Here is a 23,594-nt window from a genome sequence, read left to right as displayed (position 1 = left end):
CCATGAGCAAACCCGCTGAAGCTACTTACATGTACCCTCGTCTGTCTGTGAAACCCGCCGAATACAAGCGGCTCGCGGCTGAGGTAGTGGAGGCAACCCGCATCTACGTCGAGCGACTCTCGTCGCTGGCCATGCTAGCCAGGACGCTGCGCAAAGGTATCGCGATGAACCTTTGTGACCGCCGCGACCAGATGTTGCTTGCGGAGTTGTTGGAGCGTACGGCAAATCAGTACGAAACAGAGACGAACATCGAGCGAGGGAAGATCTCGGTCGTCATGCTCGACGCAGAAGAGGCGGAAGCGAACGCTACGCGCCGCAGGAAAGGGATGGGCGAATCGTCGCCGCGCGCGCGAACGCGCAGGAAGGTCGACTCCGGCGTGACAGCATCGGCATAACACACGGCTGCGCTCTGCACGAGTTGACGGATAGCGTTACATTGAGTGTCCCCCACTGCCTGAAGATGGAGGCGCCATGGACCGCGAAACATTTACTGAAAACCTGACGAAAGAAGGTTTCGCCGAGACCGTCGTTGTGACGCGGGAGGCGAACACCTCGATGGATGTTCACGAACATCCGTTCGAAGCGAAGGCACTGATTTTGGACGGTGAGTTGCACATCCGCGTGGACGAGACGGAGCAGGCGTATAAAGTCGGCGACGTCTTCCACTTGCCGGCGAACAAACCGCATTCAGAGCGTTATGGCCCGAATGGCGTGACGTATCTCGTGGGAAGGAAGTAGGAGCGCGCGAGTGGGAGGCGTGCGGCGAGCGGCGTGGTCTGACGCAGCAACGGGGCCACTGATCCGGCTATGGTAGGCCCGACTCCGGTGCGGTTGCAAACTGCGCGGCCCCGTGGCACACACCTGACTATTGCAGCGGAATGCGTTCCATACGCAGGTCGCTGGCCTCCAGACGCCCCATCTTCGCGGCCAGTTGAAGCCGCGCCGCGCGCCAGTCGGTGAGCGCCTGAATACGTTGCTGCTTTGCCTCCGAAAGCGCCTTCTGTGCGGCCACCAGTTCCAGGATGTTTCCCACACCCACCGCATACCGATGCTTTGCAACATCAAATGAACGCTGCGCAATCTGCTTTAACGTAGCCGTGTTCCCCACATTCTGTATGTTCGTCTGGAGTGCCTGGTAGCTTTTCCAGACATCGAGCCCGACCTGCTGCCGGGCTTCATCGAGCTTGTCCTCCTGGACCTCCACCTGAGCATGTGCTCCACGCACCTTGTACGTCCGGCTCAACCCGTCGAACAACGGAATCTGCACCTGTACGCCAACATACCAGTCGTGCCCGGTCGCGGCGAATTGAGGTTGGCCCAGCCCCAGACTGGCGGGCTGGTTGTTCTGGCTATACTTCGCAATCAGACTCAGGTTGGGCAATCCTTCGGCACGTGTCTGCTGCTCGCTCGCCATTGCCGCGTCAAGCTTCGCCCTGGCGGCAGCGATATCCGGATGGGCGCTTTGCGCTTCCTCGATCATCGCAGCGACCGACTCCGCGAAATTCTGGTCTGGCACCACGCCGTCGTCAGCATCCGGCATTGTGACGGGTTGATCCGGGCGCAGGCTCATGTCGGCGGCAAGGGTACCGAGAGCGGCCTGCAGGTCGCCTTCGGCCTTCGCCCGGTTGAACGTCGCCTGCGCATATGATGTCTGCGCCTGCAACTGGTCGGAAATCGCGGCGACGCCGTGGGCCACGCGTGCCGACGCCGCCATGAAGCTGTCACGCGCGATACTTTCCGCTTCCTTAGCCGAAGCCAGCTTGCCGGCTGCCGCCTGTGCTGCGTAGTAGTCTGTTGCCACAGAGGAAAAGGAAGCCTGCAGCGTCGCGTCCTGGTTGGCCCACGCGGCAGCAAGCAGAGCCTGTGCATTGGCAAGCGCGGCCTTCCTGCCCCCGAAGTCGTACAGCACCCAGTTCGCCGAGACCGAGCCGGAGTAAACCGTCGAGCGGTTCCCTGAACTCAGGCGAGGATACCCACGCCACGATCACCCATCGAAAGCGGCTCGCCGACAAACGCAAAGCCTTTTCCCGCCGGCGTGCGCAAAAAGCCATAGTCGGCCTCGACGGAACCGAGCAACGCGCCATCAAGGCGGCCGTTCTGCAAGTCAGCAAACACCTCATCCTGACTCTTATACGCAACCACATGCGCGCCAAGTGGCGCCCAATTCTTCAACGCGTACCCCTCAAACTGCGTCCCCGACTGCACGCCGATCTGCTTGCCGGTCAACGCGTTCGTACCGCCCGCGAGCGCCGAACCTTGACGCGCAATCAGCCGCGACTTGAACTGGAACAGCTTCGACGAAAACAGGATCTGTTGCTCGCGTTTCTCCGTGATCGCCATCGAGGAAAGGATCGCGTCGATCTTGCGCGCCTGCAGCGCCGGAATCATCCCCGAGAACTCGAGTTCGACCCACTGGCAACGCGCATGGATGCGCCGGCAGATTTCGTTGCCGAGATCGACGTCGAAACCTTTGAAGCTGCCGTCGGGCGCCTTGGCGTCCATTGGCGGATAGCTCGGATCGATACCGAGGCGCAGCGTGGCGGGGTCGGCGGCAAACGCACCACTGCTGAAAGCCAGCGCGGCGCTCAAGATCATCAGCGGGATTTTCATGGGAGGCAGGTGTGAGTTGGGCGGATGACTGCAGGGTACGGGGGCCATCCTATGCCGCCGCCGCGCCTCAAAGAAGTCCCGAAAGTAATATCATGATCACTTTTACCGATCACAGAGATTCTTCATGGCGTTGACGATCTCCCAGTTGCGCGCGTTCACCGCCGTTGCCGAGCACGGCAGCATCCGCGCGGCGTCGCGGGCGCTCGGCATCGCCCAGAGTGGCATCACGCAGCAGTTGCAGAACCTCGAATCGATGCTGGGCGCGACCTTATTCACCCGCACGAACCGCGGGATCGCGCTGACCGCGCTCGGCCAGCGCCTGTTGCAGCGCGCCGGCGCGATTCTCGGCGAATGCGAGCGGGCCGAACAGGAAGTGCAGCAATTGCGCGGCGACTACGCGGGCGAGGTCACGTTCGGCATGACCACCGAGCCGCTCGTCGACGCCTTCGCGCCGGTGCTAATGGAATTCCGCGCGCGCTTCGAGCGGGTCGCGGTGCATTTGCGCACGGGCACCTCGCGGATGATGATTTCGTGGATTCGCGAAGGCACGCTCGATTTCGCTGTCGCGCTGGTGTCGAAACATACCGATACGGCCGATCTGTCCGTGACGCCGCTCTATCCGTCCGATCCGGTGATCGTCTGCCGTCGCGGTCATCCGAAAGCGGGCGCGACGTCGCTTGCCGAGCTCGTCGATTGCACGTGGGTGGCGACGCGCTCGCCGAATCTCACCGACGATCCGCAAGTCAACCGCCTGAACCATCTATTCGAGAGCCACGGCTTGCCGCCGCCGAAAATCATCGCGACGGTGGAAGGTCTGTACGAGACGCTGCATCTGGTCGGCGCGACGGACTGCCTGTCGCTGGAGTCGTCGATCGTCGCGAAACGCGGGCCGTTTGCGAGCACGCTCACGTCGATCAACGTGCGCGAGCGTGCGATCGAACAGAACGTGTGTCTGCTACAGCGCGCGGCCATTCCCGTCACGCCTGCCGCGCAGGAACTCGCGACGATGATCGCGTCGTACACGCGCACGGTGCGGGCGCGATAGGGGCTGCGGCATAAGGAGCCCGATGAGGGCTGCGTTAGCGTCGAACGTGCATTCGCAATGCACAACGCTTGCAGTGGGTTGGCCGGTATTGCCGGCTTGGCGTGCGGCCGAGGGCTCGCAGCGACCACGCTCGGCAGAATCAGCCCAGCGTTTCGAGCGCGATCAACTCCTCGATGGTTTGCCTGCGCCGGATCAAACGCGGCTTGCCATTTTCGATCAACACCTCCGCAGCCAGCGGCCTACTGTTGTAGTTCGATGACATCGACGCACCGTAAGCCCCCGCGTCGTGAAACACGATGAAGTCCCCCACTTCCGGCGTCTGCATGGAGCGGCTCGTGACGACACCACCCGCCTCCTGCGTGAACACATCGCCCGCTTCGCACAACGGCCCGGCCACCGCGAAAGAGCCACCCAACGCTTCGCTCGGCATGCCGTTACCTTTCACCACCGTCATCTCATGGTGACTGCCGTAAAACGACGGCCTCATCAGATCGTTGAAACCCGCATCGACTAAGGCGAACTGCCGGTTCGGCCGCCGGGTCAGCGCATGCACCTCGGCAACCAGCACACCCGCTTCGGCAACCAGAAAGCGCCCTGGTTCGATCTCCAGTCTCACGCGATGCCCGAGATGCGCTTCGATCTGCCGCCGCGCGGTGTCCCAAAGACGAAAATAATGTTCGACGTCAATCCGCGGCTCACCTTCGCTGTACGGCACCGACAAACCACCGCCAGCCGAAATCGCTTCGATATCGTGCCCCAAGCTTTGCACCGCTTCGACCATCGCATCGCACACGCGCGACAGATGCGTGTAGTCGACGCCGGAGCCGATATGCATGTGCAGCCCGACCAACTTCAGGCCATAACGCCGCACCGTGGCTATCGCCAGCGGCACGTCATCGAGCCAGATACCGTGCTTGCTATGCTCGCCGCCTGTGTTGGTCTTGTTGCTGTGTCCGTGGCCGAAACCAGGATTGATCCGCAGCCACACACGGTGCCCCTCGGGCGCATGCTGCCCCACACGTTCAAGCATATCGAGCGACCCGGCGTTGATCGTGATGCGATGCTCGATCACGGCAGCCAGCGTCGCGTGATCGACGAGATCCGCCGTAAAAACGACGCCCTCGGGGTCACCATCCGGCGTGAAACCCGCGGCGAGACTGCGCGCGATTTCGCCCAGAGACACCGCATCGACCATCGCCCCTTCGTCTCGCATCAACTTCAGGATATGCACGTTCGAACACGCCTTCTGCGCATAGCGGATCACGTCGAAGCTGCGCAATTCGGCGATACGTTGGCGAATCACGTCGGCGTCATAGACCCAAAGGGGCGTGCCGTGCTGTTGCGCGAGTTCGACAAGTTGTTGTGGATTGAACGTGGTCACGGTGCTCGGCTCTCTATATCGAAGCATGGGTGTGAGCAATATGATGCTGAGAACCGATCATTCAGTAAAATACCTTTTCTTCGCGAACTCATTCATTCCTGATATAGGCACCATGGCGCTCACTCATCGACATATCGAAGTCTTCCGCGCGTTGATGACGGCAGGCAGCGTCACCAAAGCGGCCGAGATGCTCTTCACCTCACAGCCCACGGTAAGCCGCGAACTCGCGCGCATCGAACTCATCATCGGCTTTACCTTGTTCGAACGCGTGCACGGCCGATTGCGTCCGACCATGTCCGCGTTGACGTTGTTCGACGAAATCAAGCGCGCGTATGTCGGGCTCGAACGGGTGGCGTCCACGGCGGCAAGCCTGCGCGAATTTCAGGGTGGCCAGCTTTCCATCATCGCGTTGCCCGCGTTTTCGCATTCGATCCTGCCCGCCGCATCGAAGCGTTTCCACGATGTACAGCCCGGCGTAAGCCTCTCGATCGCGACGCAGGAATCGCCGTTTCTCGAAGAATGGCTGACCGCGCAGCGCTACGACCTCGGCTTGACCGAACACGGCGCGCCGCCCGCCGGAACCCGCCTGACGCCGTTGCTCGAAGTGGACGAAGTCTGCGTGCTGCCCGATGAGCATGCATTGCTCGCCAAGCGCGTGATCGAGTTGAAGGACTTGGCGAATCAGCCGTTCATCAGCCTGTCGTCGAACGATCCGTACCGGATTCAGATCGACGAAGCCTTCACGCAAGCGGGCATCGCGCGCCGCCAGATGATCGAGACGCCCACCGCCGTCTCCGTTTGCAGTTTCGTGCGCCAAGGTCTCGGCGTGGCCATCGTCAATCCGCTTACCTCGCTCGATTTCACAGGCCGCAATCTGCATATCCGGCCGCTCGCCGTGTCGCTGCCGTTTCGCGTGAGCGTGATTCATCCGGAGCATCGTCCGAGTCATCCGCTAGCTGGCGCGTTCGTCGAAGCGCTGCAAAGCGAAGCTTCCGCGCTGCGACTACAATTAAAAACCCACTCAAAACGCAAGCAGCAATAAGGGCGCTGTTCGACGAACAATCCGCGCCACGTTGGCCCATCAACAGGAGTTTCCCAAATGATGAATCGAGACAATCCCGTCTGGCTGATTACAGGCTGTTCCACCGGCTTCGGCCGCGAGTTGGCGAAGCTGGTGCTGGAGCGCGGTTGGCGCGCGGTGGTCACCGCACGGGACCCGTCGAAAGTGAAAGATATCGCCGAAGGACACGGCGATCGCGCGCTGGTTCTGCCGCTCGACGTGACGAATCGCCAGCAGATCGACGACGTGGTCGCGCAAGCCAAACAGCGTTTCGGGCGCATCGACGCACTCGTCAATAACGCGGGTTACGGCTATCTGGCCGCGATCGAAGAAGGCGAGGACGACGAAGTCCGCGCGATGTTCGAGACCAATGTGTTCGGCCTAGTCGATATAACGAAGGCGGTGCTGCCGATCATGCGTGAGCAGCACAGCGGCTTGATCGTGAATGTGTCGTCGATTGGCGGCATTACGAGTTTCGCTGCGACTGGTTATTACCACGCCACCAAATACGCAGTGGAAGGCTTGTCCGAATCACTCGCAACAGAGGTGAAGCCGCTCGGCATCGACGTATTGATCGTCGAACCCGGCCCGTTCCGCACGAACTGGGCAGGTCCGTCGATCAAGCAATCGGCCACGGTGATCGACGATTACGCGGCCACGGCCGGCGAGCGCCGCAAGCAGACCGAAGCGCGTAGCGGCAAACAGGCGGGCGATCCGGTGCGCGCCGCTCAGGCGATCATCGACGCCGCGCTGTCGGACAAGCCGCCGCTTCGTTTGCTGCTTGGCAAGGCTGCGCTCGAACTGGCACGCAAGAAGCTGGACTTCATGCGCGGCGACTTCGACGCGTGGCAAGCCACGACGGTCGGCGCGGATTTTCCGGCTTAAAACTCGACCAACGCAAAATCTTCCTTGCCCACGTCGCACAGTGGGCAGCGCCAGTCGGCCGGGACATCTGCCCAACGGGTGCCCGGCGCAATACCTTCTTCCGGCAAGCCGGCGGCTTCATCGTAGATCCAGCCGCAGATCACGCAGACCCATTGTTTGAAATCGTCCGCAGACGCTGCGTTTTCTACCGCCGCATGGGGCACAGCGACCGCATGCGACGCCTGCGTCTCATCGAGGCTCACCACCAAAGGCGCAGCCGTGCCCATACTGCTTTCAGCAAGGCGTGCCTGCAGGCTTTCCAGCAGCCGTTGCGCTTCGGCCTGCGTCAAATCGATCCAGTACGGATCGCCGGCGCCGTCGTTGAGCCGCTCGGGGGAAAACTGGATCTCTACGGCTACGCCCTTCTTGTACATGGCAAATCGGAATATCGATGAAGCCGGCGGCGAGCGCCGGCATAGGGTCGGATGCTTGAAGCGAGGGCGTCGTGGCGGGGGTTGGGTTAGACGAACTGATTCAGCACGAAGGCTGCAATCAGTCCAGCGGCGCCGATGAGGCCCAGCAATTGCAGCAGAGTGAGGGATTTACGGGATGCGGTGGGGATTTGTTGCGTAGTCACGGGGTGTTCTTAAAGATCGGAAAAAGCGAAATGGTACACGGGTCGAAGGCCGGCGCATCTCGAATGGCGCAAACCTAAGTGTGTTAGATGCCATTATCGCTGCTCGATCGGCCTGAATTCCCCACCGGGTGGAAAGCCAGCCTACGAAAGAGCCACCTCGCCGGTATGCTCAGACACCGCCGCTACGATCGCAGCGACGGCCGAAGCATCGAGTGTCAACGCGATATGTGCCACGCCAGGCACGATCGTGACCGGCACCGCACGCCCCGCTTCCTCAAAGACCGCAGCAAATGCCTCGGCGTGAAACGCCTCGTCATCCGCGCCGACCAGCACTTCAACCGGTTGTCGCGTGGCCCGGATATCCGCACGGTAATTCTCATGCGGGCGAAAGTTTTGCATCAGGTTGTACGAGTACTGCGGCGTGAGCTTGGCGGCAGCCTCGGCCGACAACGCGTAGGCCACCGTCGGCAGATGATTGAAAAGCCTGATGTGCAGCTTGTTGAGGATCACCAGCACGATCACGCGTGGCAACCCGACATTCACCCACCCGCCGACGGAAGGCCGCGTTGTCGGCGCGTCCTGATGAATGAACGGCGCAAGCAGCACGTAGCGGTCGAATGCCATTTGCCGCGCATCCCCCGCGAACCGAAGCGCGAAGCCACCGCCCGCCGAGAAACCGGCCAGCGTGCGCGGGCCGGCCGGCTGAACCGCGTCGATGAAGTCGCTCAGATCGTCTTCAAGCTGGCCGATGTACGCGATCGTTCCTTTTTTACCCGATTCGCCATGCCCGCGCATGTCGGGCACGTAGACATCGTAACCGGCCGCGGCGAGCGCCTTTGCCAAGGTATGCAGGCTCACGCCACTCGCCGACGAGCCGTGAATCAGCACCGCGCTGCCCCGCACCCGCGTGATCCCGCTTGCGTAGCGCCGATACGCGAGCTGCGCGTTATCGCGCGCGGTGTAGCGTTCAATTGGAGGTAAATCGGAAGTGTCGACCGACTTGAAAGGCTCATTGATCGATGCGAGCGGCGGCGGCTGTTTGGGACCGCCCTTCACAAGCGCCACCGCCATGATGGCGAGGCCCACACAGAACGCGACAACCGGCATCACTGCATGCAGTTCGATACTCATCGAATGGACCCCTCATGCGATTGATTATGATTTTGGATTTCCCGATCGATGAGCCTGCGCTTTATGCCTCTTATGCGTCTTCTATAGCCGATGCCGCCGGCTCACCGCTCATCGTCGCCGACGATTGTACGGTCCTGCGCGGCGTCAAAAAACTCGAATATCAGGTATTCGACAATGGGTTGCCGTGACGCGAATCCCAGAAACGGATCACCGCGGCGCCACCCGTGCCGGCACCCACCACCTGATCCGGCGCACCGCTTTCGCGCAACAAGGCGCGTAGTTCGTTGATGACCGGAAACACCTCGTGGTTCCAGTCCGCGCCCTGCGTGTCGTGCGCGCGTTGTTCGGCTTCGACAATGGCGCGGTCTTCCTTGAAGATACGTTCGGTGAACCACACGAGCAGAGGCCACGCGAGATTCAGCGCGCCGGGAATACCCGGCTTGCGAATCGACAGCAGCCCGAACGTGCGGTTCGTGCGCTGCTCGCGATCGAGCGGCACGTAGACGATCCACAAATCCATCACCAGCGTCTGATCGGACGTGCGGATCTGCAGCGTCTGATACGGATACTCGGTGCGGATCGTCATGACGTCCTTGTCGTTTTCGCCGCCTGTCTTGCGGCTCTGGCCGAACACGATCGCTTCGCCGATCGGTTGCTGGCCGGCCATGCGCGCAAACGTGTAATCGACTTCGACCCAGCCTTCGCCGCGCCGCCGCCCCAGCGAACGCGCGCGCATCTGCCCCATCTGCCGACGATGCAGGAACTGATGGTTCATGTCCATCAGGTTCTCGTGCATGAACGAATAGTGGCAATTCACCGGACGGCCGAAACGGCGCGTCTTGTACTTCTTGTCGGATACGGAACCGAACGCGGGTAGTGGCTGTTCTTCGGCCAAAGCGGCGTCGCCGGGGAACACGAAAATCAGTCCTTCGACTTCGCGGCACGGATAAGCACGCACGCCGTTCGGCAGACGCTCGCGGCCCAGATAAGGCACGTCGATGCACGTCCCCGAGCAGTCGTAGGTCCAGCCGTGATAGCCGCAACGGATCGATTCACCGTCCACCACGCCCTGATGCAAGGGCACCTGACGATGCGCGCAACGATCTTCGAGCGCGAACACCTTGCCGGACTCCGTACGCGCCAGCACGATCGGCTCGCCCGCGAACGTCACGCCATGCGTCTTGCCCCGCTTCACTTCATGCGACCATGCGAACGGATACCAGTAGTCGGGATGAATGCCGACGCGGCGCAGATCGCGCACCGGGGCCCCGTTGGCGGCCTGATCTGGCGCATGTGCATTCGCGGCTGTTGGGGCATTGGTTTGCGCGGCTGCATGAGCAAGCGACGTATCGACCGGCGCGTCGACGGTGTCTTGTTCGAGCGGGGGAACAGCATGCATGAGTGGAGCCTCCGTGCACGAGCGGATAGAAGGTTGCCGCCCCGCAATTCGCAGGCCGACATCGTTGCACAGTCTACTCGAACCCGAAGCGGCATAACCGCGCGCCATGCCAATCTGCGCAGCCGACGGACGCAATCGCGCCTGCCTGCCACCCTGCGTACGTCAACTAAGGCGATCGGCTGCTAACTTTCGTCGTGCGTCACAAGCCCGGAGCGGCGTTGCACGCCCCACGAGCGACCACCACGCAGGAAGTGCAGCCAGCCGAGCAGTGCACCGACATGTCGCACCAGCTGGAACGTGAACGGCTCGGCGATCGCCGCGAGCATCGCCATCCACAAACTGGAGCCGGTGCGCTCGCCCGTCCAGCGGCGGTACAGATGGATACACCAGAGATAAAACGCGAGATCGATCGCCGTTTTGAGGCCGATCACGCTGAAAATCGACACGACGATCGCGCCATGCCCGCCGAACAGAAAGCCGAGCAGCAGCGCGAACGCAGTCAGTCCGTAGATCGGCTGCATCGTGTCGATTGCCTTGACAGGCAGCATTAGCATGCCGAGCGTACCGTAGCGCGGATTGCCAGTCATGTCGCGGTTCCAGTACTGCGTCTGCAGGAAGCCCGCGAACCAACGACGGCGCTGCCGCAGGAAACTGCCGAGGTTGCCTGGCGCGTCGGTATGCGCGTGCGCGCCGCCAACCACGCGCACGTCCCAGCCAAGACCATGATCGACCGAATAGCGGCGCAGCCGATGAATCAGCTCGTAGTCTTCGACCAGACACTGCGGATCGAAGCCGCCCACGTCGACCAGCGCGTCGCGCTTGAACGACGCAAAGGCGCCTGAAATCAGCAGCAGACTGTCAGCGCGCATCCACGCAAAGCGGGCGATGAAGTTGCGCATGTACTCGTAGCTCTGGAACCACTGGAACACGCGGCCCGAAACTGATTTACCGCACACCGGCACCAGAATGCCGGCCGCCGCGACCAGCTTCGGCTCGCTCGCGAAGGCGGCGCGCATCGCGTAGGTGGCGTCGTCGTCGAGCAGCGTGTCGGCGTCGACGGTCATGATGGTGTCGGTGGTCATGACCGTGATGGCGGCGTTCAGCGCACGCGCCTTGCCGCCGTGCGGCACGCGCAGCCAGTACAGATTGGGGTAAAGCGCACTCGGCGCGCTCAGCACGCCGTCGGCCGCGGCAACGAGGCCGAAGCGTTCGGTGAGCAGCGCGTGGGTGGCATCGGTGGAACCGTCGTCGGCGATCACAATTTGTGCGGGGCCATGCGTCTGGCGCAGCAATGCCGCGAGCGTCACCGGCAACACCGTCGCCTCGTTATGCGACGCGACGATCACGCCCATGCTCGGCAAGCTGCGCGCATCGAAGTCAGGCTCGAGCGACAGCGTAGGCCGCATCAGCGGCAGCGTTTTCCACGTAACGAACGCGAGCAGCAACGTGTCGTACACCACGTACGCAATCCCCGTCGACCACGCCACCACGCCTTGCAGAAAGAAAGCGCGCGCGAACAGCAGCAGCCACAACACGACGACGCTGAAATGAATCAGCGTGCTCAACAGCGTAGTGGGACGCGGCAGAATGCGCGGAGATGCAAGGGCGAGCGCCTGTTCCAGAGTTTTCTTCAAAATGACTGCTGAGTCCGTCGTTGGTATGGTTGTTGGATAGAAGGCAAGATAGAAAGCAGCGTGACGGTGCTTACGGCACCATGCGTTTCAGAACCGACTTGCGATCGATCCATTGATGCTTCAACGCGCCGCCAATATGCATCGCCAGCAACGCATACAGCGCGTAGCCGAGCCACGTATGCAAGGCGCCGAAGCGGTCGTGCAAGGTCTCCTTGAGCGCCGGGTCGAGATTCATTACATAGCCGATGCGCGGCCAGGGGAACAGGTTGAACAGACGCATCGGATGCGTGGCCGCATCTTTCCACGCGGAATCGTGCAACCAGCCGGACAGCGGCAACGCGATCATCAGCAGATACAGCAGGAAATGGGCGACATGCGCGGCGATCTTCTCCCACGACGGAAACTCGCGCGGCAACGGCGGCGGCTTATGCGACACGCGCCACAAGATGCGCATCAGCGCGAGACCGAGCACCGTGATGCCAATCGACTTATGGGTATCGACCACCGGACGCACCCAGTCGTCGGGCCATGATTCGGCGCTCAGGCCGAGTACGACATTGCCGATCATCAGCAGCGCGATCAGCCAGTGCAGCGTTATCGCCGTGCGGGTATAGCGCGACGGCAGCGGCGTGCCGGTCGAATCGGTCAGTGAGTCGGCGTGGGTGTTCATGGGTTGTTCCGTCTGCGAATACGTTTTGCGAAAGCTGTTTGAAAATTCGGCCATGCCGGAGCGGGTACGGTCGCGCCGCCGGTATGAAGCAAACGCATTAGTGTGACGTTTTATTCCGCCGGGCGCTTGGCGATGTGTTTCAGATTATTTCGACCGCGCGAGGCGAATCAATCCTGGAGCGCCGCTGCAACCCGAGTCCGCAAAGTCGGCAACACCTCCGCTTCGAACCACGGATTACGTTTGAACCAGGCGACATTGCGCGGCGATGGATGTGGAAGCGGCATCACGTTGGGGCCATATTCCCGCCAGCGCAGCAGCGTATCGGTGAGCGTTGGCCCGAACGCGTCACCAAGACCATAGCGCTGCGCGTATTGGCCAATCAGCAACGTGAGCCGCACCTCGCGCAATTGGGCAAGCAAGGCCTGATGCCAATGCGCGGCGCATTCGGGCCTCGGCGGCAAATCGCCACTCGCGCCTTTTCCCGGAAAGCAGAAACCCATCGGTACGATCGCAAATTTCGAGGCGTCGTAGAAGGTCTCGTCCGAGACCTCGAGCCAGTCGCGCAAACGCGCACCACTCGCATCGCTCCATGGAATGCCCGAAGCATGCACTCGCGCGCCGGGCGCCTGGCCGATGATCAGAATGCGCGAATCAGCCGACGCCACGACGACCGGCCGCGGTGCGTGCGGCAGCACTGGCGCGCACACCGTACAGGCGCGGATGTCATCCAACAACGTGTTCAGTAAAATGGGTTTCCTTACGTTCATACCACGGCGCGGATCAGGATTCGGTTACCGCCACCATACCGCTTCCGAGCACATCACCGCGCAACGCCGGCGGTGGCCGAGTTCAAGCAGGCGCGCGAGCCCATCCTGAAACGGAGCCGTCATCGCATAGTCGGCGTAGTTGCGAAACGCTGGATGCGACCGCCTGTTCAACGAAGCTAGGCGTCCGCGGCCCGATGGCGGTATCGTGTCGGCAACGCCCGCACCCACCGAATTTTCCGTTTATGTCTACTCGCTTCAACGCAGCTTTCACCGCTCTGCTCGCCGCCGCCCTGTTCGGCGCGACTACCCCGCTTGCCAAGGCGCTGCTCGGCTCGCTGTCGCCGTTTCTGCTGGCCGGACTGTTCTACCTCGGCAGCGGCACCGGCCTTGCCGCCGTGATTCTGGCGCGCCGCCTGAAAGGTCACGCGGACGGGCAACCAGTCAATCACAACCGCTTCCCGCTGCGCGAGGTGCCGTGGCTCGCCGGCGCGATCGCGGCCGGCGGCGTCGTGGGGCCGGCGCTGTTAATGCTGGGTCTGAAGACGACGCCGGCCGCCACCGGTTCGCTGCTGTTGAATCTCGAAGGCGTATTTACCGCGCTGATCGCGTGGATCGTGTTTCGCGAGAACGTCGATATTCAGGTGTTCCTGGGCATGGCCGCGATCGTCGCGGGCGGCGTGGCATTGTCGTGGCAGCCTGGCGCGGCCGGCCTGCCGCCCGGCACGCTGCTGCTGGTCGGCGCCTGCGCGTGCTGGGCGGTCGACAACAATCTCACACGCAAGGTGTCGACTCACGATGCCATGTTCATTGCCTGCATAAAAGGGCTCGTGGCCGGTTCGGTCAACGTGACGCTCGCGCTCACTCTTGGTGCAGCATGGCCCAAGGCCGCGACCGTCGCGCTCGCCATGCTGACGGGATTCGCGGGCTACGGCGTGAGTCTCGTGCTGTTCGTCGTCGCGCTGCGCAATCTCGGCACCGCGCGTACCGGCGCTTATTTCTCGGTCGCGCCGCTATTTGGGGTGACGTTGTCGTGGTTGCTGTGGCCGGAGATGCCGCCGCTGCTGTTCTGGGTGGCCGCGGCCCTGATGACCCTGGGTGTCTGGCTGCACATTCGCGAACGTCACGAGCATCCGCATACGCACGCCCCGCTGGACCACACGCATCGTCATCGGCACGACGCGCATCACCAGCACGAGCACGACTTCGCGTGGGACGGCGACGAGCCGCACACCCATCCGCATTCGCATGCGCCGATCACCCATGCGCACGCGCATTTCCCGGATATTCATCACCGGCATAAGCATTGATTTCCCGCATCGTCGCGCGGCGCGGGCGCTTGCGGCAGTGCAAGACAAAAATCTCTGTGGAACGGTTCATACGATAGACCGATTCAATTGGCATCACGGCCAATCGCATCCTGTAATGAAACTCCGGTTGTGCGCGCCTGTTCATGGCAACCCCGACTGGCAATCCGCTTGTCCACCCCGCTTGCCCCGGAGATATCCATGTCCCAACCCGAGCCTAACGTCGACGAAGTGGTGAAAAGTATCGCAGAGGAAACCGACACGCCCACGGAAATGGTCTCGAAGATGTACGCAGACACACTGGCCGACTACCGGCACGAAGCGCGTGTGTTCGATTACGTGCCGCTGTTCGCCGCGAAGAAAGTACGCGACCAGCTCCGCCTAGCGTCGAAGCTCAAACACTGATACGGCGGCGCGCGGAGACCACCGTCTGCCTGGTAGCACTCCGGATCGACCCCGCGCTCGCGTGGCGATTCGCTAGAACACGTACCGATTTATTTTTCCCACTGCTAGACTCTGACCCGGATACATCGACTCGGGGGACGACGGCATGCGGGTGACAATCGTAGGCGCGGGTATCGCTGGCTTGAGCACGGCGTGGTCTCTCGCGAAGCTGGGACACGACATCACGCTGATCGAGCAGGGCTCGATTCCGAATCCACTCGCCGCCTCGGGCGACCAGCATCGTATGATCCGTCGCGCCTATGGCGATGCCGACGGCTACGCACGCACCATCGCCGAGGCGTTCGATAGTTGGGATCTGCTGTGGAATGACCTGGGCGTATCCCACTATGAGAACTGCGGCGTGCTCGGCATTTCGCAACGCGCAGGCGATGGCGCCGAGCTGTTCCGCGCCGGCCTCGAGCGGATGAAATTCGAGTATGAACAGCTCGACCCGCACGAAGCGGCCGAGCGTTATCCGTTTCTCGATCCCGCCACGTTTCGCTACGCCTACCTCGATCACGATGGCGGTGCGCTGTTTAGCGAACGCATCGCACGCGACATGAAAGCGTGGCTCAAGATGCGCGGCGCGGAGATTCGCACTCACGCCAAGGTGCTCGCAGTCGACGCGCATGCGGCCTCCGTGCGGATCGAGGACGACACCATCATCCGCGCCGACCGGCTCGTGGTCACCGCTGGCGCGTGGACGCTGCAACTGTTCCCAGCGCTCGCTGAAAACCTGATGACTTATCGCAACGCGGTCGCCTATATGGAGCCGCCCGCGGATCTGGAGGACGCATGGTCGAATGCGCCCGCTATCGTCGATATTGGTGGAGATAGCGGCGGTTACGTGCTGCCGCCGATCGACGGTGTCGGCCTGAAGTTCGGTGCCGGTGTGCACAGATCACGCGCACCGGATCCTGACGCCAATCGTGTCGCGGCGCCCGGAGAAGGCGACAGTCTGCGCCGGTTGTTTTCACCGCCGTTCAGCCGCATCGGGGAATATACGGTTACCGAAGTAAAAACCTGCGCTTACACGTTTACCGCGGACACACGCTTTTTTTCGAAGCGCCTCGGCAACACGCTGGTGGTGTCGGCATGCTCGGGCCACGGCTATAAATTCGGCGCGGCAGTCGGGCGCCGGGTCGCGCAAGCGCTGGATACCGATGACGACGCGACACTCGCGCGTTGGCTCAGGGCGGAAACGGTCTAGTTTTATTTCTTCATAACAATAAGACGTTCGCGGTCCAGTCCACGCACCACGTCGGCGAGTCGCGCCACCAGCGCGTCTGCTTCGTGCGGTTTGATGCCTGCATAGCCGAGCATGAAGCCGTTGTAGTGCGCGGCGTTTTTAGCAGGTGGCTGACAAAACGCACTGAGCGCAGCGATATGCAAACCGTGCTTACGCGTCGCTGCGCTCACGTCCTGGTCGTGCAGAGGCGCATCGAGCCGCACCGTCAGATGCATGCCGCCACCATCGGCGGAGACCGTCACCAGGTCGCCCATATGCCGCTCGATCGCATTCACCATTGCGGTGCGGCGCTGCTGATAGAGACGCCGCATGCGCCGCAGATGCCGCGCATATTTCCCACTGTCGATGAAATCCGCCAACGCGATCTGTTCGGCCACGCGCCCTTGCCGTGCGATCTCGCTGAGCGCCTCGTCGATGTCGGCGACGAGGTGCGCCGGCACGACCATGAAGCCCATACGCAGCGCCGGGAACATCGTCTTGCTGAAGGTGCCGAGGTAAATCACCGGCGTGTCGGCCGCCAAGCCCTGGATCGACGGCAACGGTGGACCGCTGTGACGCAGTTCGCTGTCGTAGTCGTCTTCGATGATCCACGCGCCGCGCGCCACCGCGTTCTCGATGATCGACCAGCGCCGCTCCAGGCTCAACACGCTGCCGAGCGGATATTGATGCGAGGGCGTGATGTACATCAGGCGTGGCGGCGTTTGTTCCCAGTGATCGGGCGTCGGCGCCATGCCGGCGGCGTCGACGGGAATCGGCACCAGTTGCAACCCGGCGGCCTGAAACGCAGCCTTCGCGCCGTGATAGCCGGGGTCCTCGACCCACACGCTATCGCCGGGGTCGGCCAGCATGCAGGCGCATAGATCGAGACTCGCCTGCGTGCCCGAGGTGATGAACACCTGCTCCGCCGAACACCGCACGCCGCGCGACACGCGCACGTATTCCGCAATCGAGCGGCGCAATGCGGGGTGCCCGGCGTTGTTGCCGTAACCGAGTTCGCCCGGCTCGACCGAGCGCCATGCGCGCTCCATCGAGGCACGCCATTGCGCGAGCGGGAATTCATCGAGCGCAGGCACGCCGGGACGAAACGGCGTGGGGTCGTCGGGACTCGTGCGTTCGCGCGGCAGATCGGCGACGCGGCGCGAAAGGCGGTTTTCAGGCGCCTGCATGCTGCCGCTTGCTGCGGCGATCGAAGCACCTGAACCGCTCACCATGCTGACGATAGAACCATGCCGGCTCGCCGTGATGAAGCCCTCTTCGGTAAGCCGTTCGTAGGCATAGAGCACCGAGTTGCGCGCAATGCCCAATTGTTCGGCGAGCGCTCGTGTAGCAAGAAGGCGGCTGCCGTGGCGGATATCGCCATCGAGAATCGCGCGGCGCAGACTCTCGTAGAGCAAGTCCTGCTGCGTGAGCTTGCGCCCACCCATTGCGCGCTCGACGTTCGACATCAACAGACCGTAGTCCAAATTCGTGGCTCCAAATTCTGGTCGCATCGTGGAACTAACAATGGTGCCACAAATTTCTTATGCTGACGTTTAGCGCAGCCATCTACGCCTGTTCGACTCAGCCATAGCAGCGGCGATCCACTCGCCCGCAACCATAACCACAGAAGGAGCCACACCCATGTCCGAAGAGATTCAAATCCGCCCCGTCACGCCCGCCGACTTCGACGCCTGGCTGCCGCTGTGGGACGCGTACAACGCGTTCTACGGCCGCTCGGGCGAAACGGCATTGCCGCGCGAGATCACGCAGGTCACGTGGGGGCGTTTCTTCGACGGCTACGAGCCAATGCATGCGATGGTCGCCGAACGCAACGGCCAGTTGCTCGGCCTCGTGCACTTTCTGTATCACCGTCACACCACCATGGTGGCGCCGACCTGCTATCTGCAAGATCTCTACACGCGGGAAGCGGAGCGCGGCAAAGGGGTCGGCCGTGCACTGATCGAAGCGGTGTATGCGCGAGCCAAGGCTGACGGTTTGCAGCGGGTCTACTGGCAGACGCATGAAACGAATCACACGGCGATGAAGTTGTACGACAAGGTTGCGGAACGCTCTGGCTTCGTGGTTTATCGCAAGGCCTTGTGATACACCGCACGCGGCTCAAGTTTGCATGCGGAAAGGGAAACGGCTAACCCAAAAAGCAAAGGGCGCACCACCCAGTGCGCCCTTCGCCTTCCTGCCATTGCGGTACTACATCAACCGCCCACCAAACTCATCACACGCTAAAAGACATCAAGCCTCGAGCTGCTCCAGCACCTTGCCCTTGGTCTCAATCCCAAGAAAGTGCACTGCGATCGCCGCCATGAACGGCACAGCCGCGAGAATATAAAACGCCACCTGCAGATTGCCGCCGATCATCGTCTTCGACACGATGGCCGGCGCGAAGATCGCCGCCACCTTCAGCCACGCGCCGCCCACACCGCAGCCCATCGCACGGATACTCGTCGGATACAACTCCGGCGTGTACACATACGCGGTGATGAAGCCACAAGCGAGGAAACCGAGCGAGAACGCACAGCACGTCGCCACCACATACACGGACGAATTGTGGAACACACCCGCCAGCAACAGCGACAACGCGCACGCCAAGAACGACAAATTGATGATCGGCTTGCGACCCACCTTGTCGACCAGCAACGCACAGGTCAGCGAGCCCACCACGCCCAGCACCGAAGCCGCCACCGCCAGATTCAACGCCAACTGCAGCGGCGCGTGATATACGGTGCGATAGATCGTTGGCAGCCAGGTCGACAGACCGTACTGAATGAAGCCGCACGTAATCCACAGCATCGCCACAGCCATCGTGCGCTTCAGATACGCCGGCCCGAACAGGTCGCTCATGCGGCGCTTCGGATGACGATTGGCCATCGCTTCAAATTCGGCCGCATTGGCGACCGGCGGCAGCGAACCCTTCACAGCGCGTTCGAAAGCATGCACGGCTGCATCGGCATCGGCCATCCGTTCGCGTTCGGCGAGCCAGCGCGGCGATTCCGGCACCAGCTTGCGCAGCACGAAGAACAGGATCAACGGCATGCCGCCGATAAAGTACATCGCCTGCCAGCCGAAACGCGGCACGATCCATGCACCCAACGCGTTCGATGCGAGCAAACCAACCGGAAAAACGATTTCATACAACAGCACGAAACGGCCACGACCATGCGCACGGCTGATCTCGTTGATATAGGTCGCGGCCACCGGCAATTCGCCGCCGAGCCCGAGCCCTTGAATCACACGCAGCACGACAAACGCCGCGAAGGTCGGCGCAAAACCGCACGCAATACTCGTAATACCGATGATCCCCGAACTCAGCGCAATCGCCTTCACGCGACCTTTGCGCTCCGCGTACCACGGGAATACGAACGCGCCGATCAACTGCCCGACCGAACCGGAGCCGATCAGGAAGCCGATTTCCCACGGCGTCAGATGCCATTTCGCAATCAGGATCGGCAGCGTGGCCGCGATCGCGATCACGTCGAAGCCGTCGAAGAACGTCGCGAGACCGATCAGTATGCGCGCGCGCACCTGCATCGCATTCTTCGGCAAGCGTTCGAGACGCGCGATGATCGAGCCCCGGGTCACGGGGCCTGAGACACCGGCGCTGCTGCGGTCCCCTATGGTGTTGTCGATGGTTCTCATGCCGTGGTGCCGTCCGTAGGTATGGTTAGGCAAGTGCCGTTGAGGCGTCGGTCAGGGTGGCAAGGTCGATGGTTCGGCCCTGGTTCATCCATTTGCGCGACAATTTCAGCTCGCGTGGAGTGTTAATAGCGATCACGCCGCGAATCGTGCCGTCTTCCAGATAGAAAAGCGTGGCGCGTTTGCCCGACAAATCACCGCGTATAGCGAGTTGCGCATCGCCCGGAATGTCGCCGAGGATTTGCAGATTGACGTCGTATTGGTCGGACCAGAACCACGGAATGTCCGCATACGGTTCGAAATTGCCGAGTAACGCTTTCGCCGTCGAGATCGCCTGGTTCTGCGCGTTGGCCCACGATTCGAGCCGCACGCGGCGCTTCAACCACGCGCTCGGATGATTAGCCACGTCGCCGCATGCAAAGATGCGCGGGTCGTCGGTCGCGCCGAAATGATCGACGACGATGCCGTCTTCCACCTTGATACCCGCGGCTTCCGCCAGTGCCGTGTGCGGCGTGAGGCCGACGCCGGCGACCGCAAAATCGGCGTCCAATTTGGAACCGTCAGCGAACGTTGCGCGAATGCGGTTGGCGTCATTCGGATGATCCGCGATCGAGACGAGCGATGCGTGCAAACGCACGTCAACGCCATTCGCACGATGCAGTTGCAGCAGGAAATCCGACACCATCGGCGGCAACGAGCGAGCGCACAGACGCGGCGCACCTTCCACTACCGTCGCTTCCACGCCGAGCTTGCGCGCGGTCGCGGCGACTTCGAGACCGATCCAACCACCGCCGACGACGAGTACGCGTTTGCTCGCACGCAGGCGTTCGCCCAAAACGACGGCTTCGTCGAGCGTGCGCAGATAGGTGATGTGCGAGGTCTTCACCAGCGCGTCCGGCAAACGGCGCGCCGCGCCGCCGGTTGCAATCACCAGTCGGTCGTATTGCACTTCACGGCCCGACTGCGTGCGAACAATGCGTTGTTCACGATCGATCGACGTCGCGTACTCCGGTTGCCATGCTTCGACATTCAGCGCGTCGAAATCGTCGGGCGTCACAAGACGCACGGTTTCGATATCGGCTTCACCCGAGAGCACCGCCTTCGACAGCGGCGGGCGCTCGTACGGCAAATGAATCTCGTCGGCGATCATCACGAGGCGGCCGTCGAAGCCTTCCTTGCGCAATGTCTTCACGACCCAACCCGCCGCCTGACCGCCGCCGATCACGACGATCGTGCGCGGCGCATCGAGTCCGGCATGCGCGGCTTGAGCCTTTGCAGCAGCAGCGTCAGTCATTTTTCCGCTCCGTCATGAACTTGCCTTCCGGCGCCTTCGCGTTTTTCTGCCGACGCGTATTGCCGTCGATACCACCGTCGATCGCCCATTCGGCGAACACGGTCGGACCCGGTTCGAAATCGCGAGGCTGCCATTCGGGCGTGAGCTGGTCTTCGTCGGCGTAGTACTCGATCAATCCGCCAGCCGGATTTTGGAAGTACCAGAAGTAAGCCGACGACACCGGATGACGTCCCGGACCGAGTTGCGTATCCCAACCGCAACGGCTGATATGCATGCCGCCGCCAAACACTTCGTGGATATCGCGCACGGTGAACGCCACGTGATTGAGACCGCGCTTACCACCCGGCAAGGCCAGCAGGAAAATGTCGTGGTGGCCGCCGTGCGGTGCGCAGCGCATGAACGCGCCACGTCCCGGATAACGGTCAGACATTTCGAAGCCGAGCAGTTCCTGGTAAAACTTTTCCTGTTCCACGAGTTGATTCGTGAAGAACACCACGTGACCCACTTCAACCGGTTCAGCACGTTCGTAAATCGGCGACGGTTGATCGACACGCAGCGTCTGGCCCCACACGTTCGACGGCGAACCGTGAATATCGAGCGCACGTTTGCGCGTCACTTCGACGCGAATCGCCATGCCGTTCGGATCGATACAACCCACAGCGTCTTCAGTTTCGAAATGGCCCGGTTGACCTGCAAAGCGGCCGCGCAGTTCGTCGAGTTCGGCTTTCGTTGCCACGCCCCACGTTACTTCACGCAGCGTCGGACCTTCTTCGAAGGCGGGCGGCAGCGACGGGTCGTTCGCATCGACGGCAAGAATCGTGCAGCCGTTCAGCGTTTCGAAGCGTGCGTGCGTTTCGTCGTGCGCGGTCTCTTTCAAACCCCAGTCGGCAAAAAACCGCCGACAGGTGGCGAGATCCGTCACGCCGTAAATAATCTGTTCAATGCCGAGAATCGTCATAACGTGCCTCTTGCGTATTAGTTCGCCCACGCCAGCGGCGCGTCGTTCAAGCCCCAGTAGAGGCTCTTCTGCTGCATGTATTCGCGGATGCCGAGACGGCCTTTCTCACGTCCCATGCCGCTCTCTTTCCAGCCGCTGAACGGCGTCGAAATCGAGAACAGCTTGTAGGTGTTGATCCACACGGTGCCAGTTTCAAGCGCGCGGGCAATCCGGTAGGCGCGTTTGTAATCGCGCGTCCAGATGCCGGCGGCGAGGCCGAACAAACTGTTGTTGGCTTCTTTCAGCAGCGAGGCTTCGTCGTCGAACGGCATCGCGACCAGCACCGGGCCGAAGATTTCTTCCTGGCAAATGCGCGCGTCGTTCGTGAGACCTTCGAGTATCGTCGGCTGAAAGTAAGTGCCCTGTTCACGACCATCGCCAACCGGACGCTCGCCGCCGCACAACAGGCGGCCGCCTTCTTCCAAACCCAATGCGACGTAACGTTCGACGGTTTCGCGATGCGCCGCAGTAATCAGCGGACCCATCTGCGTTTCCGCACGCGACGGATCGCCGACGCGCAGCTTGCGTGCGCCTTCAGTAAGACGCTTCATGAACGCGTCGTAGATCGAGCGCTGCACGAACAGGCGCGAGCCCGCGATGCACGCTTCGCCTGACGAACTGAAGATGCCGTACAGCACGCCGTTCACTGCGTGGTCGAGATCGGCATCGTCGAATACGATGGTCGGCGATTTGCCGCCCAGTTCGAGCGAGACCGGCATCAGCTTGTCGGCTGCGATGCGCGCGATACCGCGGCCCACTTCGGTGCCGCCCGTGAACGACACTTTCTTGACCAACGGATGGCGCACCAGCACGTCGCCGATCACCGAGCCTTTACCCGGCACCACACTCACGACGCCCTTCGGCACGCCGGCTTCTTCGCAGATACGAGCCAGCGCCAAAGAGACCAGCGGCGTGACTTCAGCCGGCTTCAGTACTACAGCGTTGCCGCCGGCCAGTGCCGGGGCCAGTTTCTGCGCGTCCGAAGCAATCGGCGAATTCCACGGCGTAATCGCCGCGATCACGCCGATCGGTTCGTAAATGCTCATCGTCAGATAGTCGCCGCGCGACGGCGTGACTTCTTCGTCGAGCGTTTCGAGGCACGCCGCGAAATAACGGAACGTATTGGCGGCGCTCGCCACCAGCACGCGCGTTTCGTTAATCGGCTTGCCGTTGTCGCGACGCTGCAATTGCGCGAGCGCTTCGTGACGCGCCATGATCAGATCGGCGATGCGGTACAGAATCAACGCGCGTTGATGCGGCTTCAGACCCGACCAATCCGCCTTGCGCCATGCGATATCCGCGGCTTCCACGGCTTCACGGGCATCGTCGGCATTCGCAGTCGAGATTTCCATGTTGACCGACTGATCCGCCGGATACAGGCTTTTATACGGGTTGCCACGCCCTTGCCGCCATTCGCCGCCGATGAAAATATCGCCGGTAGGTACGAGGCTGGTATCGAAGTGAGTCATGTCGGTCAT

At 61.9% G+C, this 23,594-nt stretch carries 23 protein-coding genes and 2 pseudogenes; 10 read left to right on the top strand and 15 right to left on the bottom strand.

Annotation, left to right across the window (positions count from 1 at the left end):
• Positions 1-2 precede the first annotated feature (2 nt).
• On the top strand, positions 3-395 hold the full coding sequence (locus GNZ13_RS26695) for a hypothetical protein (RefSeq protein WP_172170131.1): 393 nt from the start codon (positions 3-5) through the stop codon (positions 393-395).
• Positions 396-471: 76 nt separating this feature from the next.
• Positions 472-738 (top strand): cupin domain-containing protein, encoded by a 267-nt coding sequence (locus GNZ13_RS26690; RefSeq protein WP_172170128.1) that lies wholly within the window; start codon positions 472-474, stop codon positions 736-738.
• Positions 739-865: 127 nt separating this feature from the next.
• Here GNZ13_RS26690 and GNZ13_RS26685 read toward each other — a convergent pair whose 3' ends face one another.
• Together GNZ13_RS26685 and GNZ13_RS26680 are read right to left on the bottom strand one after the other, a co-directional pair.
• Complete coding sequence (locus tag GNZ13_RS26685; protein ID WP_268959190.1) at positions 866-1,963, bottom strand: TolC family protein; 1,098 nt, start codon at positions 1,961-1,963, stop codon at positions 866-868.
• A gap of 5 nt (positions 1,964-1,968) precedes the next feature.
• Positions 1,969-2,610 (bottom strand): annotated as a pseudogene (locus tag GNZ13_RS26680) (transporter substrate-binding domain-containing protein); the annotation flags it as partial.
• A gap of 124 nt (positions 2,611-2,734) precedes the next feature.
• On the opposite strand from GNZ13_RS26680, the gene GNZ13_RS26675 reads away from it, so the two are divergent.
• Entirely contained in the window at positions 2,735-3,655 is a 921-nt protein-coding gene (locus tag GNZ13_RS26675) for a LysR substrate-binding domain-containing protein (RefSeq protein WP_172170125.1), read from the top strand.
• Between the two features lie 139 nt (positions 3,656-3,794).
• Here the strand turns inward: GNZ13_RS26675 and lysA are convergent, their stop codons facing one another.
• On the bottom strand, positions 3,795-5,063 hold the full coding sequence (gene lysA / locus GNZ13_RS26670) for a diaminopimelate decarboxylase (RefSeq protein WP_172170122.1): 1,269 nt from the start codon (positions 5,061-5,063) through the stop codon (positions 3,795-3,797).
• An 85-nt stretch (positions 5,064-5,148) separates the two neighbouring features.
• Here lysA and GNZ13_RS26665 point away from each other — a divergent pair, with 85 nt between their 5' ends.
• Positions 5,149-6,078, top strand: coding sequence for a LysR family transcriptional regulator (locus tag GNZ13_RS26665; RefSeq protein WP_172170119.1), 930 nt, complete (start codon positions 5,149-5,151; stop codon positions 6,076-6,078).
• A 57-nt stretch (positions 6,079-6,135) separates the two neighbouring features.
• Positions 6,136-6,981 carry an oxidoreductase gene (locus tag GNZ13_RS26660; protein ID WP_172170116.1) on the top strand — a complete coding sequence of 282 codons (846 nt, stop codon included), beginning with the start codon at positions 6,136-6,138 and terminating at the stop codon, positions 6,979-6,981.
• Here GNZ13_RS26660 and GNZ13_RS51610 read toward each other — a convergent pair.
• Together GNZ13_RS51610 and GNZ13_RS26645 are read right to left on the bottom strand one after the other, a co-directional pair.
• Complete coding sequence (locus GNZ13_RS51610) at positions 6,978-7,394, bottom strand: rubredoxin (RefSeq protein WP_216675027.1); 417 nt, start codon at positions 7,392-7,394, stop codon at positions 6,978-6,980. The two genes, GNZ13_RS26660 and GNZ13_RS51610, sit on opposite strands and share 4 nt — an antisense overlap.
• Before the next feature lie 344 nt (positions 7,395-7,738).
• Positions 7,739-8,728, bottom strand: coding sequence for an alpha/beta hydrolase (locus GNZ13_RS26645; protein WP_172170113.1), 990 nt, complete (start codon positions 8,726-8,728; stop codon positions 7,739-7,741).
• A 14-nt stretch (positions 8,729-8,742) separates the two neighbouring features.
• Here GNZ13_RS26645 and GNZ13_RS26640 point away from each other — a divergent pair, with 14 nt between their 5' ends.
• Entirely contained in the window at positions 8,743-8,916 is a 174-nt protein-coding gene (locus GNZ13_RS26640; RefSeq protein WP_172170110.1) for a hypothetical protein, read from the top strand.
• On the opposite strand, the gene GNZ13_RS26635 is transcribed toward GNZ13_RS26640, so the two are convergent.
• The 5 genes and pseudogenes from GNZ13_RS26635 to GNZ13_RS26615 form a co-directional block, all read right to left on the bottom strand.
• A complete protein-coding gene (locus GNZ13_RS26635) occupies positions 8,889-10,127 on the bottom strand; it encodes an aromatic ring-hydroxylating oxygenase subunit alpha (RefSeq protein ID WP_172170107.1) in 1,239 nt (412 codons plus the stop codon). The two genes, GNZ13_RS26640 and GNZ13_RS26635, sit on opposite strands and share 28 nt — an antisense overlap.
• A 182-nt stretch (positions 10,128-10,309) precedes the next feature.
• Positions 10,310-11,761: a glycosyltransferase family 2 protein gene (locus GNZ13_RS26630; RefSeq protein ID WP_172170104.1), complete on the bottom strand. Its 1,452-nt coding sequence runs from the start codon at positions 11,759-11,761 to the stop codon at positions 10,310-10,312.
• 70 nt (positions 11,762-11,831) lie between these two features.
• Entirely contained in the window at positions 11,832-12,431 is a 600-nt protein-coding gene (locus tag GNZ13_RS26625; RefSeq protein WP_172170101.1) for a cytochrome b, read from the bottom strand.
• Between the two features lie 167 nt (positions 12,432-12,598).
• The gene (locus GNZ13_RS26620; protein WP_172170098.1) at positions 12,599-13,198 is read right to left on the bottom strand and encodes a uracil-DNA glycosylase family protein; all 600 of its coding nucleotides are present in this window, start codon (positions 13,196-13,198) and stop codon (positions 12,599-12,601) included.
• Between the two features lie 27 nt (positions 13,199-13,225).
• A pseudogene (locus GNZ13_RS26615) lies at positions 13,226-13,357 on the bottom strand (DUF488 family protein); the annotation flags it as partial.
• A gap of 83 nt (positions 13,358-13,440) precedes the next feature.
• Between GNZ13_RS26615 and GNZ13_RS26610 the strand changes: the two are divergent.
• The 3 genes from GNZ13_RS26610 to GNZ13_RS26600 all read left to right on the top strand — a co-directional run bounded on the left by GNZ13_RS26610 (position 13,441) and on the right by GNZ13_RS26600 (position 16,156).
• Positions 13,441-14,505 carry a DMT family transporter gene (locus GNZ13_RS26610; protein WP_172170095.1) on the top strand — a complete coding sequence of 355 codons (1,065 nt, stop codon included), beginning with the start codon at positions 13,441-13,443 and terminating at the stop codon, positions 14,503-14,505.
• A 198-nt stretch (positions 14,506-14,703) separates the two neighbouring features.
• Positions 14,704-14,907, top strand: a complete 204-nt coding sequence (locus GNZ13_RS26605) for a DUF3562 domain-containing protein (RefSeq protein WP_172170092.1) — start codon at positions 14,704-14,706, stop codon at positions 14,905-14,907.
• A 145-nt stretch (positions 14,908-15,052) separates the two neighbouring features.
• Positions 15,053-16,156: an NAD(P)/FAD-dependent oxidoreductase gene (locus GNZ13_RS26600; protein ID WP_172170089.1), complete on the top strand. Its 1,104-nt coding sequence runs from the start codon at positions 15,053-15,055 to the stop codon at positions 16,154-16,156.
• Positions 16,157-16,158: 2 nt separating this feature from the next.
• Here GNZ13_RS26600 and pdxR read toward each other — a convergent pair whose 3' ends face one another.
• Complete coding sequence (pdxR, locus tag GNZ13_RS26595) at positions 16,159-17,658, bottom strand: MocR-like pyridoxine biosynthesis transcription factor PdxR (RefSeq protein WP_172170086.1); 1,500 nt, start codon at positions 17,656-17,658, stop codon at positions 16,159-16,161.
• Positions 17,659-17,815: 157 nt separating this feature from the next.
• Here pdxR and GNZ13_RS26590 point away from each other — a divergent pair, with 157 nt between their 5' ends.
• Positions 17,816-18,277, top strand: coding sequence for a GNAT family N-acetyltransferase (locus GNZ13_RS26590; RefSeq protein WP_172170083.1), 462 nt, complete (start codon positions 17,816-17,818; stop codon positions 18,275-18,277).
• Between the two features lie 147 nt (positions 18,278-18,424).
• Here GNZ13_RS26590 and GNZ13_RS26585 read toward each other — a convergent pair whose 3' ends face one another.
• Genes GNZ13_RS26585 through GNZ13_RS26570 form a run of 4 tightly spaced genes read right to left on the bottom strand, consistent with a single transcriptional unit; the run spans position 18,425 to position 23,585 of the window.
• On the bottom strand, positions 18,425-19,828 hold the full coding sequence (locus GNZ13_RS26585; protein ID WP_172170080.1) for an MFS transporter: 1,404 nt from the start codon (positions 19,826-19,828) through the stop codon (positions 18,425-18,427).
• A 25-nt stretch (positions 19,829-19,853) separates the two neighbouring features.
• Entirely contained in the window at positions 19,854-21,119 is a 1,266-nt protein-coding gene (locus GNZ13_RS26580; protein ID WP_172170077.1) for an NAD(P)/FAD-dependent oxidoreductase, read from the bottom strand.
• Positions 21,112-22,077: a VOC family protein gene (locus GNZ13_RS26575; RefSeq protein ID WP_172170074.1), complete on the bottom strand. Its 966-nt coding sequence runs from the start codon at positions 22,075-22,077 to the stop codon at positions 21,112-21,114. The genes GNZ13_RS26580 and GNZ13_RS26575 overlap by 8 nt, the downstream gene beginning before the upstream one ends.
• 17 nt (positions 22,078-22,094) lie before the next feature.
• Positions 22,095-23,585 (bottom strand): aldehyde dehydrogenase, encoded by a 1,491-nt coding sequence (locus GNZ13_RS26570; RefSeq protein WP_172170178.1) that lies wholly within the window; start codon positions 23,583-23,585, stop codon positions 22,095-22,097.
• Positions 23,586-23,594 lie beyond the last annotated feature (9 nt).

Origin of the sequence: Paraburkholderia elongata, assembly GCF_013177735.1 — a bacterium.
GTDB lineage: Bacteria > Pseudomonadota > Gammaproteobacteria > Burkholderiales > Burkholderiaceae > Paraburkholderia > Paraburkholderia elongata.
Note: the sequence above shows the minus strand (reverse complement) of the source record. Positions and strands in the feature narration are given on the sequence as shown.

Coding starts and splice junctions, on each gene's coding strand:
- lysA (WP_172170122.1), bottom strand. CDS start 5,063: ATGCTTCGATATAGAGAGCCGAGCACCGTGACCACGTTCAATCCACAA.
- GNZ13_RS26635 (WP_172170107.1), bottom strand. CDS start 10,127: ATGCATGCTGTTCCCCCGCTCGAACAAGACACCGTCGACGCGCCGGTC.
- GNZ13_RS26690 (WP_172170128.1), top strand. CDS start 472: ATGGACCGCGAAACATTTACTGAAAACCTGACGAAAGAAGGTTTCGCC.
- GNZ13_RS26570 (WP_172170178.1), bottom strand. CDS start 23,585: ATGACTCACTTCGATACCAGCCTCGTACCTACCGGCGATATTTTCATC.
- GNZ13_RS26695 (WP_172170131.1), top strand. CDS start 3: ATGAGCAAACCCGCTGAAGCTACTTACATGTACCCTCGTCTGTCTGTG.
- GNZ13_RS26580 (WP_172170077.1), bottom strand. CDS start 21,119: ATGACTGACGCTGCTGCTGCAAAGGCTCAAGCCGCGCATGCCGGACTC.
- GNZ13_RS26585 (WP_172170080.1), bottom strand. CDS start 19,828: ATGAGAACCATCGACAACACCATAGGGGACCGCAGCAGCGCCGGTGTC.
- GNZ13_RS26665 (WP_172170119.1), top strand. CDS start 5,149: ATGGCGCTCACTCATCGACATATCGAAGTCTTCCGCGCGTTGATGACG.
- GNZ13_RS26575 (WP_172170074.1), bottom strand. CDS start 22,077: ATGACGATTCTCGGCATTGAACAGATTATTTACGGCGTGACGGATCTC.
- GNZ13_RS26640 (WP_172170110.1), top strand. CDS start 8,743: ATGCGATTGATTATGATTTTGGATTTCCCGATCGATGAGCCTGCGCTT.
- GNZ13_RS26625 (WP_172170101.1), bottom strand. CDS start 12,431: ATGAACACCCACGCCGACTCACTGACCGATTCGACCGGCACGCCGCTG.
- GNZ13_RS51610 (WP_216675027.1), bottom strand. CDS start 7,394: ATGTACAAGAAGGGCGTAGCCGTAGAGATCCAGTTTTCCCCCGAGCGG.
- GNZ13_RS26610 (WP_172170095.1), top strand. CDS start 13,441: ATGTCTACTCGCTTCAACGCAGCTTTCACCGCTCTGCTCGCCGCCGCC.
- GNZ13_RS26620 (WP_172170098.1), bottom strand. CDS start 13,198: ATGAACGTAAGGAAACCCATTTTACTGAACACGTTGTTGGATGACATC.
- GNZ13_RS26675 (WP_172170125.1), top strand. CDS start 2,735: ATGGCGTTGACGATCTCCCAGTTGCGCGCGTTCACCGCCGTTGCCGAG.
- GNZ13_RS26600 (WP_172170089.1), top strand. CDS start 15,053: ATGCGGGTGACAATCGTAGGCGCGGGTATCGCTGGCTTGAGCACGGCG.
- GNZ13_RS26605 (WP_172170092.1), top strand. CDS start 14,704: ATGTCCCAACCCGAGCCTAACGTCGACGAAGTGGTGAAAAGTATCGCA.
- GNZ13_RS26590 (WP_172170083.1), top strand. CDS start 17,816: ATGTCCGAAGAGATTCAAATCCGCCCCGTCACGCCCGCCGACTTCGAC.
- GNZ13_RS26645 (WP_172170113.1), bottom strand. CDS start 8,728: ATGAGTATCGAACTGCATGCAGTGATGCCGGTTGTCGCGTTCTGTGTG.
- GNZ13_RS26660 (WP_172170116.1), top strand. CDS start 6,136: ATGATGAATCGAGACAATCCCGTCTGGCTGATTACAGGCTGTTCCACC.